The 17,105-nt window shown below is 42.2% G+C and carries 10 protein-coding genes; 7 read left to right on the plus strand and 3 right to left on the minus strand.

From position 1 onward, the window contains the following. A complete protein-coding gene (gene leuD / locus MKY93_RS04215) occupies positions 1-585 on the plus strand; it encodes a 3-isopropylmalate dehydratase small subunit (RefSeq protein ID WP_078817216.1) in 585 nt (194 codons plus the stop codon). Positions 586-774: 189 nt separating this feature from the next. Further along, positions 775-3,024: an S-layer homology domain-containing protein gene (locus MKY93_RS04220; RefSeq protein WP_340758361.1), complete on the plus strand. Its 2,250-nt coding sequence runs from the start codon at positions 775-777 to the stop codon at positions 3,022-3,024. A gap of 45 nt (positions 3,025-3,069) precedes the next feature. On the opposite strand, the gene MKY93_RS04225 is transcribed toward MKY93_RS04220, so the two are convergent. Further along, positions 3,070-5,097, minus strand: coding sequence for an S-layer homology domain-containing protein (locus MKY93_RS04225; protein ID WP_340758362.1), 2,028 nt, complete (start codon positions 5,095-5,097; stop codon positions 3,070-3,072). A gap of 412 nt (positions 5,098-5,509) precedes the next feature. On the opposite strand from MKY93_RS04225, the gene MKY93_RS04230 reads away from it, so the two are divergent. The 3 genes from MKY93_RS04230 to MKY93_RS04240 all read left to right on the plus strand — a co-directional run bounded on the left by MKY93_RS04230 (position 5,510) and on the right by MKY93_RS04240 (position 11,227). Next, positions 5,510-6,967 (plus strand): O-antigen ligase family protein, encoded by a 1,458-nt coding sequence (locus tag MKY93_RS04230; RefSeq protein ID WP_078817218.1) that lies wholly within the window; start codon positions 5,510-5,512, stop codon positions 6,965-6,967. Between the two features lie 668 nt (positions 6,968-7,635). Further along, positions 7,636-9,948, plus strand: coding sequence for an S-layer homology domain-containing protein (locus MKY93_RS04235; protein WP_340758363.1), 2,313 nt, complete (start codon positions 7,636-7,638; stop codon positions 9,946-9,948). A 130-nt stretch (positions 9,949-10,078) separates the two neighbouring features. After that, positions 10,079-11,227 carry a polysaccharide pyruvyl transferase family protein gene (locus tag MKY93_RS04240; protein WP_078817220.1) on the plus strand — a complete coding sequence of 383 codons (1,149 nt, stop codon included), beginning with the start codon at positions 10,079-10,081 and terminating at the stop codon, positions 11,225-11,227. 27 nt (positions 11,228-11,254) lie between these two features. On the opposite strand, the gene MKY93_RS04245 is transcribed toward MKY93_RS04240, so the two are convergent. Then, positions 11,255-11,920, minus strand: coding sequence for a LytTR family DNA-binding domain-containing protein (locus MKY93_RS04245; RefSeq protein ID WP_340758364.1), 666 nt, complete (start codon positions 11,918-11,920; stop codon positions 11,255-11,257). Between the two features lie 210 nt (positions 11,921-12,130). Between MKY93_RS04245 and aceA the strand changes: the two genes are divergently transcribed. Beyond that, entirely contained in the window at positions 12,131-13,411 is a 1,281-nt protein-coding gene (gene aceA, locus MKY93_RS04250) for an isocitrate lyase (RefSeq protein ID WP_040758374.1), read from the plus strand. A 228-nt stretch (positions 13,412-13,639) separates the two neighbouring features. Then, positions 13,640-14,809 carry a pyridoxal-phosphate-dependent aminotransferase family protein gene (locus tag MKY93_RS04255; protein WP_078817222.1) on the plus strand — a complete coding sequence of 390 codons (1,170 nt, stop codon included), beginning with the start codon at positions 13,640-13,642 and terminating at the stop codon, positions 14,807-14,809. 46 nt (positions 14,810-14,855) lie between these two features. On the opposite strand, the gene MKY93_RS04260 is transcribed toward MKY93_RS04255, so the two are convergent. Continuing rightward, complete coding sequence (locus MKY93_RS04260) at positions 14,856-17,033, minus strand: 5'-nucleotidase C-terminal domain-containing protein (RefSeq protein WP_078817223.1); 2,178 nt, start codon at positions 17,031-17,033, stop codon at positions 14,856-14,858. Between the last annotated feature and the right edge of the window lie 72 nt (positions 17,034-17,105).

Genomic DNA, 17,105 nt, shown 5'->3' on the forward strand with positions numbered 1-17,105 from the left:
ATGGAACCAATTAATATAGTAGAGAGTGTACTCACTCCATTAGATAAAAATAACGTAGATACAGACCAAATTATTTCTAAAGAATTTTTGAAGCGAATCGAACGTACGGGATTTGGAGAGTTTTTATTCTATCACTGGCGCTTCAATCCAGATGGTACAAAAAACGAGAACTTTGTATTGAATGATCCGCGCTATCAAGGTTCTACTATCCTTGTGGCTCATGAAAACTTCGGTTGCGGTTCGTCTCGTGAACACGCGCCATGGGCAATTTTAGACTACGGTTTCCGTGTTGTCATCGCACCAAGCTTTGCTGACATATTCCACAACAACTGCTTTAAAAACGGTATCTTGCCAATCGAACTATCGGTTGCTGAAATAGATGAGCTTTTGGCTAAAGGGAAAGAAGCAGCTTACCAATTGACGGTAAGCCTTGAAGATCAAACGGTGACGGGAGAAAATGGAAAAGTCTATCGTTTTGACATTGACCCATATTACAAAAAGATGCTATTAAACGGCTGGGATGAAATTTCATTGACGATCCAATATGAAGACCATATTGCCGCATATGAAAAACAACAGGCATAATAAAGACTATCCATCGCTTTCATAGCCATGGATAGTTTTTATTTCCTTTTACTAGTCTATTTTACGCGTTTTATGGATAACGGACGAAACAACTGTCGCATTATGCTATAATTGTTGGAGGTATATACATACTACTATAATGAAAGCAGTGAATGGAGTTGATTTAAAAAGATGGTGACCTCACCTAAAATGAAAAAAAATATTATTTTCATTCCTTTACTATTTGCGCTGTTGATCTATATCAGTTTGCCACAGCTTTATGTGAGTGCGGAAATACAAGATCAGCGCTTCTCTGATGTGCACAATGATTTCTGGGCTAAAGACGAAGTGACGCAATTGGTTGAAGAAGGGATTATTAATGGCTATCCTGACCTCCAGTTCAGACCAAGCGTAAGTATTATGCGTGGTCAAGCTGCCAATTTATTAGCAGGTGCCTTGAAATTGCCGGAAGCGCCCTATCAGCCAGTATTCAAAGATGTCAGCCCAAAATCATCCCATCTACGGGGAGCGATGGCTACGTATCAAGAAGGCATATTTGGAGGGAAACCGGATGGCACATTTGGAACCGGTGACCAATTGACACGGGAACAAATGGCAAGTGTCATTGTACGGGCATTTAAATTGGAAGACACCGGAGAAGATGTGCGGTTTACAGATGATAACAAAATTAGTGAATCTCATAAGTATGGCGTAAAAGTCCTAATGCAGCATGGAATCACTACAGGTAAAGAAGATGGGTCGTTTGATCCGAAATCACCTGTGAATAGGGCATCCTTTGTTGTGTTCTTACATAGAGCAATGATCCAGGCAGGCATGTTGGAAAAAGAGAGTCCTATTTCGTTTAATAAACCAAAAACAATAGGGGATTTTGATCCGATCCGTTTTGAACAGCAGTTTGTAGAAGTGCCGATAACAAATGAAGACAAAACTTTCTTACGTTCCAATCATTATCTTCAGCTTGTCACAAAGCGTGTACAGCCTTATGCGCATGCAACGGATCATGTGTATATATACGGCGTAAGCGGGATGAAATCGACTCGCGTCACGGTGACAAAGCGAGAACTGCCGAATGGAGATTACTTCGTATTTACAGAATTACGAAACCCTCAGCGACTGCCGATTCGTGTGGATCTGGTACAGATTGAAAAGGGAATAAAGGAAAATCGCTTAGAACCCTACAGTAAATATCCAATGAAAAAAGATATTGATGACACCTTTGGATTCGATATTGCAACCTCCCCAATTGGAGTGCTTGAAACTGTATCGGATCAAGGAACTGGACAACAGATGATTGCGAAATCCTATCGTTCACGTGATTTGGAAATGAAGTATCCGAATGGTGCATTAAGTCAGACACGTGAATTGCATGATGAAAAAATAGCACACAGCAATATTGTAATGGGACCAAATCGCGTGACCGTCTATGAATTATATTCTCGCGGCTATGATATTGTAGATCAGTGGTATTTATCATCAGCTGAAAAACTATTCTCGAGCAACCAACGAATGGATGCTTGGATGCATGAGTCAATCATCAATTATAAAAAACGAAATAAATGGTATACCGCAAACGGTCCGTATAATAAAATGGCGACAACGATCGAACCAATGCCGGCTTCAGGAAGAGGATATGGCCGCAACTTATTGTTAGTGAAAGAAGACCGTGTTATGCTGCTGTACAATCAAACGCAAGAACGGTATTACGAAGATCTTTTGCATAATTCATTTGCGAACTTAACGATTTTTAGAGGGAATAAAACATATTGGGAGACAGAAGTGACAAGCACTTATTTAAAGAACTTGTATAACTTCACTGCTCCATTTGTCGATACACGTTTCAATGAACAAATTGCATTATTCCTTTACAATGGAGGAAAGGCGTTTGGTCATAAAGATTACAATGAAGGTTTACGTAACTATGCGAATTTATTGGTTCAGCAGCAGAAAAAAGGCAATGTCAGCGCGTTAACGAAAAGTGCTTATTATATTCCGGACTATTTCCCGGCGAAACAGCAAGTCCGTACGCATACTTCCATGAATCATTTGCTTGGTGGGATGAATATCTTACTTATGGCTTATCAAGAGGTCAAAGATCCGATCTATCTACAGACAGCGAGTGCAATTGAAAAGGCGATCCAGCTGGATGAGAAGAAGTGGATTCGTTCTGACGGGGATATTTGGTACAAACGCGATCCAAACGGTCAGTTTGCAGGAAGAGACTATACACATTTAACACTGGAAGATTTGATTCACTCCTATGAAAAGTGGTCTGCTGTAGACAAAACAAAATTGCCGGTATTTGAGCGTATGATCAAATCAAAAGCTGGCTATCTGAATAAAAATAAAAAAGGCTACACAACGAAAATTAAAGAAGGCCTTGAACGAATCAATATGTCGAACTTGTTACCTGCAGGAGCAGAACATACAGACGCGCTTTAAGTAAAAAACACCATCTCCCATGACGCGGAGATGGTGTTTTGCTGTTTATTTAACTAAGGTAACTAAGTCGGAACGAATCCAGCCATATGGTTCACTTGGCTTTTTATAATCAGGATTCGTATCTGCCAGCACTTTATACCAGACGTATCCGTCCGAACTATGTGTACGGTCCACAATGACTAAAGGATAACCGAATGCTGTCAGTTCGCCTGGATGTTTTGCTTTGTAGGAGAACAAGATATTGCTAGAATTACGCACTTCCGGGCTTGTCCGAATATTGACATCGGCAGTGCCGGTAAATGAAATGAAAGCCAGCTCTGCTTGATTCGCATCTTTATTGCCTAGATACTGATCAATTCTCCACATATGGCCGGCGATTTTACTGCCCCAAAAAGGATCGGAAGCGTATTTCATATTAAATCCAACTGCTTTATTTCCTGGTGCAGCGCCGTTCGCATAAGCACCGAAAGGATTTGCATAGTTCAAGTTGATATAACGGCCTATAAACGCATCAATACTTTTGGTAGGGTCTTGATAAACTTCTCCTTTGTCCGGAGAAGAGTCGAATACTCGAATACCGAAAATATTATTTTTGTTTTGCGCATTTGCACTCATTCCATAATCACTTTCATGGATGGCTGTCGCCAAGATGAACATAGCGTTTACTTGGTGCAGTTTTTCTGTAGATTTAATATAAGATCCAAGACCAATTAACTTTGACTTGGTCGTCGCATTTTTATAGCGCGCAATACCTGTTTTTTCACGGCTTTCTAATGCGGACTTAATGAATCGCTCCAAGTCTGCACCTGAATAAGAAGAAGGCTGACGAACAGATTGGAACTGGAAGTATGGATAATACTTCACAACGGTCTGACTACCGCGCTCTTTAAAGTGCACGCCGTCATTACTTGTGTAGGTTTGTCCTTTTTTCAAAGCAGAAGAAGCAACAGGTCCTACTGTATACTCTGCGTATTTACCCGTATATTTCTTAGTCTTCGAATCATATGTCCGGTAATATGGATAATGAACCAATAAACCGTCATTCGATACTTTATAGTAGCTGGAGCCTGCTGAAAGCTGAGTTGGCACGAGGTCGACTTCTGCGTGTTTCGCATAATATTTATAGCCGCCTAACTCAACGATCACGTGATTTTCACTGCTGCCTACATAGTCCAATTCAAATCCTTTTTGGACGTATGTGACCTCTTTTTTCAAAGCCGAATCACTATATAATGATGTATATTGCTTAGGGTTTTCCGAAGCAAATACTTGTCCTGACTTCATTTTAATAATCACATTGTTTTGAGAAATCGTCTGAACAGAAGAGGACGCATTATAAGCTGCTAATGCATCCTCGAATTTTAAAAACGACTGGTTTGTTGGATTCAGCTGACCATTTGTAACTGAACTGATTTTATACACTTCGGGATCTACATTCCCGTTGGCGGGGGGAGTAGGAACTGAAGGTTTTGACGAATCCGTTACCGCAAACATTCTGAACAAAAATGCGGAAGCATGTCCAATGGTTGCATTATTTGTTGGCTTAAAGTAGCCTTGATCTCCTCGAATGATGTTTAAGTTCGAAGCGGCGGAAACAGCATCGACAAAGTTCGGAGAGATTTTCTTGCTGTCTTTAAACTGAACCAGTTTTGTATTGACCGGAATATCAAGATAACGGAACGCTTTGAAGATCATTCCAGCCATTTGCTGGCGAGTGATCTGCTGGTTCGGTTTGAATGAGCCGTCAGGATAACCGCCTAAAATTCCAGCGCCTGCTGCATTTTGGATTTCAATCGTACGTGATGTATTTGCTTTCAAATCCTTAAATGTATATTTCGTAGACGCAGGCAGTTCAAGAGAACGTGCTAAATAAGAAGCAAATTCACCTCGTGTCACCGCGCGATCCGGAGATACATTGCCTTTTGCATCGGTTTGAATTACACCCTTATTGACCCAATATGAAAGTTCCTCTTTCATTTGATGCCCTTTATAATCATTGGCGCTTGCAACTGAAGTGAAAAACGGAGAAACTACTAAAAGTAGAAGCGTAAACAGTGTGACCCATCGTTTCAATTTAAAACCCCCTCTATAAATCTTCCACTATTGTAACAGAAAGTGCTAACATTAGTAAGTTGCTTTTGACATATTGAGAGATTAATAGTATATAAAAGAAACGATTTTGTTGTTGCTATAATTACACTTCTCCAGTAATAGATGGGTTTCCCAAAATTGGGGAAGTTTACAAGAGAAGATTTTCGCTCCAGACGGTACGCTTTCCGGAGGGCGGCGACTCCTGTAGAAAGCGTCCGTCCGGAGCTGTCATCGACTGTGCTCGGTTAAGATGCATTTGCTCCTATAATTTTGACTTAGACAGGGGACTTTGAATTAATTCGAAAAGATGCAACGAAAGCTTGCACCATTACGTCCAAGAAAGTGATATAATGCAACAAGGAACAAGCATGTGTAGAAAGGGATTTATAATCGAATGAATAAATGGATACAGCGATTGGAAAAACAATCTACGGTTACAATACTGATTGCAGTAGCAGTTATGCTCATAGCTTTGTTGCTGCCTTCAAAAATAGCATTACTCGGTACGGCTTTATTTTTTGTCATATTTTCATTCCTTCAGCCGCAACAGAGCCTTCTCTTCTTGGTCATTTACGTCAACATCCGACCCTTCTTGATCGAAGTGAACAGTGGGCTGAAATTAATAGGAGATTTAATTATCTTCGTCGTATTCGCATGGACCTTACTGCGTTACAGACGAAATATCGGATCTTTATTTACGTTCAAATGGTTTGAATGGTCTTATTTTGCGTTTATTTTATTTGGATCCATTATTGGTCTGCTGAATGATGTAGCACCGACAGCGGTTATTTTCCAAATACGAACATTCATTATCATGTATTTGTTGTATTACACGATCTCTAGGATGGAATTGACGAAGAAATGGTTAATGCAGCTGGCATGGGTTACGGTGTGGATCAACCTTGTCATGTCGATTCATGGTCTGATTGAGAAACTATCCTTACGGCAACTATTGCTTCCGGAAGAGTGGAAATACAAGGTGTTATCCGCAACGAATGCAGTGCGTATTTATGGGCTTGCGGGAAATCCGAATTCATTGGCATTGGTCCTGTTTTTCGGAATTATTGGGGTTATTTATTTGCAACATGTCTATCAGGCGAATAAGTACAAATGGTCTTTACGGATTCTATTAGTTTTATTCTTAGGGATTCTCGTCCTTACATATTCAAGAGGTACATGGATTTCTGCGGTGACGTTCGGCATTGTGTTCATCGTGATGACGAGGAAATGGTATATCTTAAAACGTCTTGTGATATCAGGCATAGTTTCAATTATTTTGGTCTATTATCCAGCCAACTTAGCTGTTCATTATTTGCAAGAGTTTGGCATGAAGGTCGACCAGCCAGGTCCAGGTAGTATCGGGGGGCGCTTTGGTGAGACGTTTGATGAGAAGAATTTAGCGTTGATGACAGAGAGTGGAAGATTTTTCTATATCAAGAAAGGTTTTGAGATCTTTGGGGATCATCCGGTGACAGGAACTGGATTTGGTTCATTCGGCGGTTCTGCAACACTTTCATACGGTTCTCCTATCTATGATCACTATGGAATCAATTCGGATATTTACGGAGGCAAGTACTTCTATTCGGACAATCAATATATTCAGGTCATTGCAGAGACAGGCGTAATCGGTGTACTGATTTTCGCTCTATTCTTACTAAGTATGCTGTGGTACTTCTGGAAAGCGCGCCATACAAACTTCGGTGTCTTCATGATTGCCCTATGGTTCTCAACAGGGGTTTCGGGAATGTACTATAATATTTGGGAATTAAAAATGTACACACTGTTCTACTTTATTTTGTTGGGTACATTTACGGCTTTTACAAAACTTCAAACAAAAACTGCGAATGATTAATTCATTCGCAGTTTTTGTTTGTAGACACACATCAATTGACAAGTTGCATTAGCGTCAGAGAGAAAAATACATGAAAGACGCACCGGCTCGCGGACCGGGGATTTGCGCTGCAGACGGGACGCTTTCCGTGGGGCGCGGATGAGCCGCTTCCTTCACTACGCTCAGTCCAGGGTCTCATCATTCGCGCTATATCCCACAGGAGTCGCCCGTCTTTCGCTCCAATCCCTAGAAGGTGAACCGTGATACATAGTAAGCTCACTTTAAGTAGTATGAATTTCCGTATTCTGGGATGGAAAAGTATACGTATTTTCAAGAGAATACAGCTTCCGCGCGTGGACATTCAACTCACTAACTTCAGAAAAATACACTAGTTGATCGTAGTAAAAGGCGGCGACTCCTGCGGGATTAGCTCGACAGGTGAGACCCCGCAGGAGCGCAGCGACGAGGAGGCTCACCGCGAGCCCCGCGGAAAGCGTCCGCCTGGAACGCAGATCAACGGTGCCTTTACCAACTGCCATTTTTATAACTATATTCTAAAACCGTGAATGGATAATCTCATCGCGGTTCTTTTTCGTCCAAACGGTACATAGTAATCTTGCTATAAATTTGGTAAACTATAGAATGACATAGAATTGGAAGGATGGAGTTGCGTTATCAATCAAAAAAGTTTGCTGACCCATGCGAAGCGGAGAGTAGCAATCACCGCCATGTCGGCAGTCATGCTCGTGTCATTGCCGTTTGGAGCATCAGCCAGCACGAAAACCGTCACTAGTTACCCAGTCTCTTCGGGCGTCAATTATTCTCAATACACGTATTCAGGCAGTAGTTACATAAATCATTTAGAAGTCAATCTTGGAGACCCACATACAAAACTAAAAATGGGCGTACCTTCACCTATAGCGAAAACAGCGCCAACACTTACTTTGGCGAATCGCGATTCCAAAGAAGGAAATCGGGTAGTAGGCGCTGTCAATGCATCGTTTTTTGATATGAAGACAGGGATGCCCATGTATTTATTATCTGAAGGGAATGAAATCGTCAACGGCGGTGTAATCTCCCAATCAAATTCCTATTATGTGAGCCATCCGATCGCTTTCGGCGTGACAAAAGATGGGCTGGCGGAAATTGATAATTTTAATTTAGGTATTCAAGTCGGAGCCAAAGGAAATGTCTATCAAATGACAGGAATCAATAGAGAACGTCAGGCAGACGAGACGATTATCTTTACTCCGCAACACTATAAGAAAAGTACTGGATCCAATGAATTTGGAATTGAGATTGTCGTAGAGACCAATGCGCCAATTACATCCACTCATTACGGACAGAAAGTACAAGGTAAAGTGGTGAAGGTCCGTGGCTATGGAGAGAAGGCAGCTGTTTCCATTCCATCAAACGGTTTCGTATTATCAGTTCACGGTAAGAAAGGGTTGGAACGTTTCAAGTCGTTAACAGTAGGCGATGACGTTTCATTGGATCTATCAATTGATGATAAATGGAAAGATTCACAGTTCATGATGGCGAGTGGTCCTATGCTTGTGAAAGACGGCAAGCGTCATATTACGATGGACACGTCCAATTGGCGTGCGACTGCTAAAACTGCAAGAACTGCGATTGCAATCAGCAAAGACAAGAAGCAGGTTCATTTGGTGACAGTTGATTCGCGTTCTGGTTATAGTAATGGGATGACGTTGACACAATTCGCAAATTATCTTGTATCTAAAGGTTACGACCGCGCGTTGAACTTTGACGGTGGGGGCTCCACGACAATGGGTATCCGAAAATACGGCAGCAATCAAGTCGTGTTGGCGAACCGGACGACAAATGCCAGTCAGCGAAATATTTCAGCAATCGTTGAAGCGGTCAGCACAGCACCTACCGGCGAACCGGCAATTGTCAGTGTGTCTCGTTCGAATATCGGTGAAATGCTTGTAGGAGCAACGGCGACATTGAAACTGAATCATGTATTGGATGCACATTATAATCCGATCGTGCCAAATGCGTCACAGCTAAAAGTCACTTCAGGTAAAGGCACAGTCGAAGGTACCGGTTTGACATATAAAGCAATAAAAGCAGGGGAAGATCGAATCTATGTAAACTATGGTTCTGCTGAACAGTCCTTCCCGGTTAAAGTCGTTGCGGAACCAGCAAAACTAACTGTCAAAGCTTCAGCGAAAAGTGTTAAGCCAGGTGAAAAAATCAACTTTACGGCTACGCCTGCAGATGCATCAGGAAAACCAATCATTTATCAACCGAGTCAATTGACTTGGAGCGTTACAGGCGATCAAATCGGATCGGTTAATTCAAATGGTACATTCAATGCTACAAAAGCTGGAAAAGGACAAGTCAATGCGACGCTGGGTACAAAAACCATCGCGGTGCCGATTGAAGTAAAATCGACATCAACATCAACTCCTAAGCCGACACCGCCAACTGGGGGAGGCAATGGTACGGATACAAATCTGTTCAAGGATGTGCCTAAGTCCTATCCATATGCTGAGGAGATCTACTACTTGCGAGATCAGAAAGTGATTAATGGAGATATCGATGGGAAGTTTAATCCGAGTCATACCTTATCAAGACAACATGCTGCGGTTATTTTGAGCCGTGCATTCGATTTAGCGCCTGTAGATAATGCAAAAACAAGCTTTAGTGATGTGCCGAAAACACATCGCTATTACAAAGAAATCAGTGCTATCGCCAATGCAAATATCGTAGGAGGCTATTCGGACGGAACATTTAATCCGAATGGACAACTGACTCGGGCGCAAATGGCCATGATTCTTGTGAAAGCCTATAAATTAGAGGGAGAATCATCTGCTAAGTTCAAGGATGTATCCCCTCAACATGGTGCGTATAAACAAATTCATATTTTAGCAAATCACGGTATCACGACGGGGAATGAAAAGGGTGAGTTCATGCCTGGCCGCGCTGTGAATCGTGCGCAATTCAGTGCATTCCTATACAGAAGTATGAACTTGTAAGTTTGGATGAAAGAAGCTTTCAAATCAATTGAACAACCGTTGATTTGAAGGCTTCTCTTCCGTTTGTATACAATATAAAACTCCACTCTGCTATACTTGTAGCAAATGATCTGAAAAGGATGTATGGAAATTGAAAATAGGAATTGTGGGGAACTATGGTAATGACAATAACGGCGATGAAGCCATTTTACTGAGCATCATTTCACAAGTTACAGAGGTCTTTCAAGTTCCAAGTGATGTGATCACCGTATTCAGCAATAATCCGAAGCAAACTGCAAAACGCTACCAAGTGATGAGTGCACCGCTTTATTATAAAAAAGGCAATGCAGTCAAAACATTTGCAGCCACGTATATGCAAAATAAGAAAATCGTTAAAACATTTGATTTGCTCATTATTGGCGGCGGCGGTATCTTAATGGATTTGTACAAGCGTGAAGCCCCTTTATATGGATCATATGCCATGATGGCGAAAAATTCAGGCGTGCCATATGTGATTTATGGTTGTGGAGCCGGTCCGCTCAGCAGTGATCTTGGAAAGTGGTTCATCCGATATATGAGCAAGCATGCACATAGTATTTCTGTGCGAGATCCGGAATCGGCAGAGCTTTTGCAATCAGTAGGTGTGAAGAAGGAGATCCAAGTCATTGGGGACCCGGCCTTTTCATTAAAAAAAGAACGTCACACACACTCAGAAAGCCCGGTGAAAATCGGCGTGACAGCTGTTCCTTATTATCATGGCGGCTATTGGCCGGAGAGTAAAGAGGAAATCTACCAGCAGTATATAGAAGGAATGGCGAAAAACCTAGACGCTTTAGCGGCGGCTCGACCTGTTGAAATCACGTTTTTTGCTACAAAGTTCCCTCAGGACGCAGACGTAACGAAAGACATTCAAGCATTAATGAAAGAATCAGCGCACACCACTGTTATCGACCGCAATTTATTGCCGAAAGACTTGTTGGAAATCACGGCGTCCCAAGATCTGGTAATCGGGACCAGATTACACTCGTTAATCTTAGCGACCTGTACAGCGACACCAGTTATCGCGGTTTGCTATCACCACAAAGTTACCGATTTCATGAAGCTCGCTAATTTGGAGGAAGTTTCGATTCCGATAGGAGAGATGCATCAATCTGAGAACCATTTGACTACTGCATACGAATTATTAGCTGCGGATTGGACGCAGACATGTGAGCAGACACAGAAACTTTCCACAACGTTATATGAAGAAGCTATGAGCGGCACACGACAATTTACAGAGGCCATCAAAAAAAACGTATGAAACTGATTACAGTTTCATACGTTTTTTTTAAAATCCAAGCAATGATCTTACTTCATTAAGGTAAGTTTGGCTTACGGGGAGTTCTGTGCCATCAATGAGCGTGATGACTAAGTTTGAAGAAAAATCCCTGGAGATTTTTTCGATACAACTCATGTTGATAATATACGAACGATGGATACGCAGGAAAACCTTGGGGAGACGAAGATGTAAATCTTTTAATGTGAAACTAATATTATATTGTTCACCAGACGTATAGAACCAAGTCTTCTTATGTAAACTTTCAATATAAGTTACTTCATTGATAGGGATGGGAAACCATTCATCATCCCGTTTCCCCGTCAGAAATTGTAGTTGATCTTTTTTAAGCACATGAAAGTTCGGTGGCAATATAATGATCAAGGCTCCCGGTTCGCCCTTGACATCAATCGGATAGCCTATTCCAAAGTAGGACATTCCATAAAGTGTATTATCCATGACGACCTCCACTTTATGGCGTCCTTTGATCGTAGCCTCCGCAATACTGCCTGTTTGGATATGTTGACCTTCTTTTAAATGGATGTCATGCATGCCAGGATCATAGTAAATGTAGCGGTCCGATACCGCAATGGCGATAGAAGCGTCCTTTGGAACCCAGTCCTCTAAGATGGTTGCATATTGATTCAATATTTTTTTTGGGATATCAACATTTTCCATAGATTCACATAAACCCCTTTGTTTATGAATTCATTTCAATAACTTTCCTTTTCATCCATTCTACCATTCTTTCATCCACTAAAAAAGCCTTTTTGTCGAAATGAACTGACAATTCAGATGGACTGTTATATAGTAATCAATAACGAATATAACTGTTATGAAACAGTTTGTAACAGTTAGCCGTTGAAAAATTGGGAAGGTGTGAAGAATATGTCAACTAGACAAGAACAAATTGCGCAATTGGAAAGAAGCTGGGCCGAGGATAGCCGTTGGAAAGGAATCAAACGTAACTACACTGCCGAAGATGTAGTGAAACTACGAGGTTCACTTCTAATTCAAAATACACTAGCTGAAAAGGGTGCTGCTCGCCTTTGGAAATCTCTTCATGAAGAAGATTTCATCAATGCACTTGGTGCACTTACAGGTAACCAAGCGGTACAACAAGTAAAAGCTGGTCTACAAGCAATCTACCTAAGCGGATGGCAAGTTGCTGCTGATGCAAACCTTGCAGGACAAATGTATCCTGACCAAAGTTTATATCCAGCAAACTCTGTGCCTGCAGTTGTTAAACGCATCAACCAAGCACTTCAACGTGCTGACCAAATCGACCATGCTGAAGGCCGTGAAGACGGATTTGATTGGTTTGCACCAATCGTAGCGGACATGGAAGCTGGCTTCGGCGGTCCATTGAACGTTTTCGAATTAATGAAAGGCATGATCGAAGCTGGAGCTGCCGGCGTTCACTTGGAGGACCAATTGGCTTCTGAAAAGAAATGTGGACACTTAGGCGGTAAAGTTCTTCTACCAACTCAAAACGCGGTTCGCAACCTATCTGCTGCCCGTCTTGCTGCTGACGTTCTAGGCGTTGATACAGTAATCATCGCTCGTACAGATGCGGATGCTGCTGATATGGTAACTAGCGATATCGATCCAGTAGATGCAGAATTCCTAACAGGAGAGCGTACACCTGAAGGATTCTACAAATCTAAGCCAGGTATCAAACAAGCAATCGCACGCGGTCTTGCGTATGCAGAATATGCTGATCTAGTATGGTGTGAGACTTCTCACCCATCACTTGAAGAAGCTCAAGAATTCGCGGATGCTATCCATGCGAAATTCCCGGAAAAAATGCTTGCATACAACTGTTCACCTTCATTTAACTGGAAGGCGAACTTGGATGATGCAACAATTGAAAAATATCAAGTTGAACTTGGTAAAATGGGATACAAGTTCCAGTTCGTTACACTTGCAGGTTTCCACACGTTGAACCACAGCATGTTCGAATTGGCTCACGGTTACAAGACTCGCGGAATGGGTGCTTATTCAGAGCTTCAGCAAGCTGAGTTTGATAACGAAGTAAAAGGTTACACTGCTACACGTCACCAACGTGAAGTAGGAACAGGTTACTTTGATGAAGTCGCACAAGTAATCTCTGAAGGCCAATCTTCAACGACTGCAATGTCAGGTTCAACTGAAACAGCACAGTTCTAATAGAAGTTTTATAGTTTTACCGAATGTGACTTTGGGGAGAAAGTTCCGTTCGCTTAAATAAAAGGGGTATTAATAGAATAACGGGGTCACGGTATCTTCCAGTAGATAACGTGAAAGGGGGAGGGAATTGGATGCGAGTCCAGTTCCCTTTCTTTGTTTCATTTGAAAGATTCTGATATTTTGTCTATTATAGAAGTTATGCATATACAATAAAGGAGGAGTAATAGGATGAGAAATGAAGAAATGTTGCTAATCCCCGGACCGACACCGGTGGTAGATTCAATTTATGAAGCGCTTGCAGGCGAGACACGATCTCATACAGACCCAAGATTTGTAAAAATCTACAAGCATACAATTGATCAAACGAGAAAGATATTTAATACCGATGGGGAAGTGTTCGTAGTGGCTGGTTCTGGCACAGTCGCAATGGAAATGGCCATCGTCAACACAATAGCAGAAGGAGAAAAGCTGCTTGTCATCAGCCAAGGCTATTTTGGTGACCGTTTTATTAAATTAGGCCAAGCTTTCGGGATCGAAGTAGATGTCTTGCAGTCTGAGTGGGGGCAACAAGTGTTACCTGAAGATATTGATCGTAAGCTGTCAGAAGGAAACTATAAAGCAGTCACTGTAACCCATGCAGACACTTCTACAGGTGTGGCGGCTAATCTGGAAGCCATCGTGCCAGTCATCAAGAAACATGGCGCATTGGTTATCGTAGATGGTGTCTGTGCTTCTACTGCAATGGATGAAGATATGAGCAAAGAGTACGGAGGACCGGGGAATACATTGGATATTGTATTAACAGGTTCACAAAAAGCGATAGGTGTCCCTCCAGGTCTTGCGCTTGTCGCATTTAACCAAGCGGCTTTGGATGCACGCGCAGCGATGGAAAGAGTTCAAGCGTATTACTGTGATATTTATAATTGGATTCCGATCATGCATGATCCTTCAAAATACTTCGCGACGCCTGCCGTGAATTTGATCTATGCTTTAGAAGAAGGTTTGCGCATTGTTTTGGAAGAAGGGATCGATGCGCGTATCAAACGCCACCAAGCTTATGGTCGTGCGGTTCGACAAAGTCTAGCTGTGTACGGTATGAAGGCATTAGCATCGGAAGATGTAGCTGCACCGACGTTGAGCTGTATTCAGTACCCTGAAGGTGTGAACGATGCACAGTTCCGTGCAGCTATGGCAGATAAAGGCACGATCTTGTCAGGTTCGTTAGCTCACTTGGCCGGTAAAGCTTTTCGTATCGGACATATGGGCAATACGACAGCGGATATGCTCGAAAAAGCCGTTATGCAAGTCGGTGAGACATTAAACGAAATGGGTCACCAAGTGGACATTGCCAAGGCAGTGGAAGTATTCTCTAATGAAATCAAACAGCTGGCCGCTTAATATGAAAAGCCGATAAGAGCAGTAATCTCTCTTATCGGCTTTTTTGTTATTCAGCTTTTTTCACTTGTTTTGTATTGTAGACAAAGTTTGAAATCAGTTTAGCTGTTTGTTGACGAGTTGTAGAGGCAGTCGGCTTGTAGTAACCATTATCGCCGTCTGCGATATCTAGCTCAGCCATCATAGCCATTGCTTCTTTTGCTTCTTTTCCATAGTCACCCAAATCGCTGAATGGATTGGAAACAGACGGTATATACAATTGACCTGTATAGTTTTCATATGCACGCTTAAGCATTTGTGCGAATTGAGCGCGTGACACAGGTTCGCCCGGTTTAAATTGATCGCCATAGCCTTTAACAATTTTATGCGCATATGCTGCTGCAATTTCATTTTGCGTATCGGCGGCATAGTCCTTCAAATCTTTGAAAGGAACAGTTGCTGTAGAATCGGTGGGCAACTTTAGCGCTCTGACGATAAATGAAGTAGCTTGTGCTCTAGTCAGTTGATTGCCAGGTTTGAATGCACTGTTTTCAGTATTCAACAAATCACGGTAATATAGATCTGAAATATACGGGTAAGCCCAATTTCCAGACTTCACATCAGTAAATGGAACTTTAGCCATAATACGGCCTTCAATTCCTTTATCTACTGTTTTCAGAGATTTTAAGTGATCGGCAAAGTTCTCCCAATCCGAGAAGCCGGGTTCGCTGACGCGGCCAGCTTCATACGCTTTGCCCAACGCCTCGAAACCATCTCCGCCACGTGCTGTGAAAACGTTCGTAGCTGCTTTATACATGTGGCTGTCGACCACTTCTTTGCCATCCACTTCCAATGAAACAATTCGGCTTCCTACTGGTTTAGAAGGGTCGAAAAGGAACTTCATACCGGCCACGTGAAGGAAACCGCCCGACTCTTTAGGATATTCTTTTACGGAATGTTCAAAGGTCGATTTCAATTCGGCGCCGCTTAACTGAACGATCGCTAAAGGATTTCCGAATGGCAGTACAGTTAATACTTCGCCGTATGTCACTTCACCTTTATCGATGGATGCTCGAATTCCACCGCCGTTTTGGAATGCAATGGAAACATCGGAGTCAATTTCTTTTGCCTTCTGCAACATACCATCTGTAATTAAGTTTCCGAGATTCGTTTCTCCAGCACGAACACCGCCTAAATCCCGTAAGCCGTTTAAAAATACTTTGGTGGTGGCACCGACAGGGCTTGCCATACGCTGTTCCACTTGTTTTGTATAAGGTGCCAGGATCTCAGCTGCACCTTCATCTATTTCTGCACCTTCACCACCGATCTCATGTAGCTGGCCATTGAAGTTTGTGATGACACCATCTCGGTCGAATTCCACATCAAGCTGTCCGAGAAATTTATTGTATTCATTAGCTTGTACAATGACGACCGGATCCGTATCGGCATTTACAACATGAGGTTCAGGAAGATTAGAGTGGGTATGCCCTCCTACAATAATATCGATTTCAGGGACAGCTTTCGCTAATTCCTGATCATTGTCAATTGCTTTATTGTCATCGAAACCGATATGAGTAATCGCGATGATCTTATTAATGCCAGCTTCCTCAAAAGCAGAGACTGCTTCCTTTGCTTCTGTAATATAGTTTGTGAATGTGACCTTGTCTGGGCTGGAAATTGAGACGGTTTCTTCAGTCGTCAAACCAAAAATACCGACCTTCTCTCCATTCACTTCTTTAATAATACCGTTATAGATTTTGCCGTCTTTTGGATCATCGGTGATCGCTTTTGTCTGCAGTCCGTCAAAGAGGGCATCCTTAGAAAAATCAATGTTTGCGGAGACAACCGGGAAGTTTGCTGCTTTCACCATTTTGGCAAGGGAGGCATGTCCATTTTCAGAACGTCCGAGGTCGAATTCATGGTTCCCGAACGTCATGGCATCATATCCTAAATAGTTCATGATTTTCATGTCGACTTCGCCTTCGAATTCATTGAAGTACAATGTTCCTGAAAAGATGTCACCCGCGTCCAACAATAGATTGGCAGGATTTTGTTCTTTCAGTTTTTTTACAAGGGCTGCACGTTCTGGTGCGTTTGCCACGTGGGCGTGGGTGTCGTTCGAGTGTAGGACGGTCAATGAAAAGTTGTTTTCAGGTGTTTGTTCTGCTGAAGCAATCGTAGGTGTGATGGATGCTGCGGATAGAAGAAGTGCGGAAGCTGTACTCCATTTAATAAAGTTTTTCGCCATTACACATTACCACCTCTCGTTTTTTGAAATTATTAAAAATTGAAATGCTATTGATAGTTTACCATTTAGATC

The sequence above is a fragment of the Sporosarcina sp. FSL W7-1283 genome (assembly GCF_038003105.1).
Lineage (GTDB): Bacteria > Bacillota > Bacilli > Bacillales_A > Planococcaceae > Sporosarcina > Sporosarcina newyorkensis.

What these genes read in the sequence shown, in the direction of transcription:
- leuD (WP_078817216.1), top strand. Translation starts at nt 1, where the DNA reads ATGGAACCAATTAATATAGTAGAGAGTGTACTCACTCCATTAGATAAA.
- MKY93_RS04220 (WP_340758361.1), top strand. Translation starts at nt 775, where the DNA reads ATGAAAAAAAATATTATTTTCATTCCTTTACTATTTGCGCTGTTGATC.
- MKY93_RS04230 (WP_078817218.1), top strand. Translation starts at nt 5,510, where the DNA reads ATGAATAAATGGATACAGCGATTGGAAAAACAATCTACGGTTACAATA.
- MKY93_RS04245 (WP_340758364.1), bottom strand. Translation starts at nt 11,920, where the DNA reads ATGGAAAATGTTGATATCCCAAAAAAAATATTGAATCAATATGCAACC.
- aceA (WP_040758374.1), top strand. Translation starts at nt 12,131, where the DNA reads ATGTCAACTAGACAAGAACAAATTGCGCAATTGGAAAGAAGCTGGGCC.
- MKY93_RS04255 (WP_078817222.1), top strand. Translation starts at nt 13,640, where the DNA reads ATGAGAAATGAAGAAATGTTGCTAATCCCCGGACCGACACCGGTGGTA.
- MKY93_RS04260 (WP_078817223.1), bottom strand. Translation starts at nt 17,033, where the DNA reads ATGGCGAAAAACTTTATTAAATGGAGTACAGCTTCCGCACTTCTTCTA.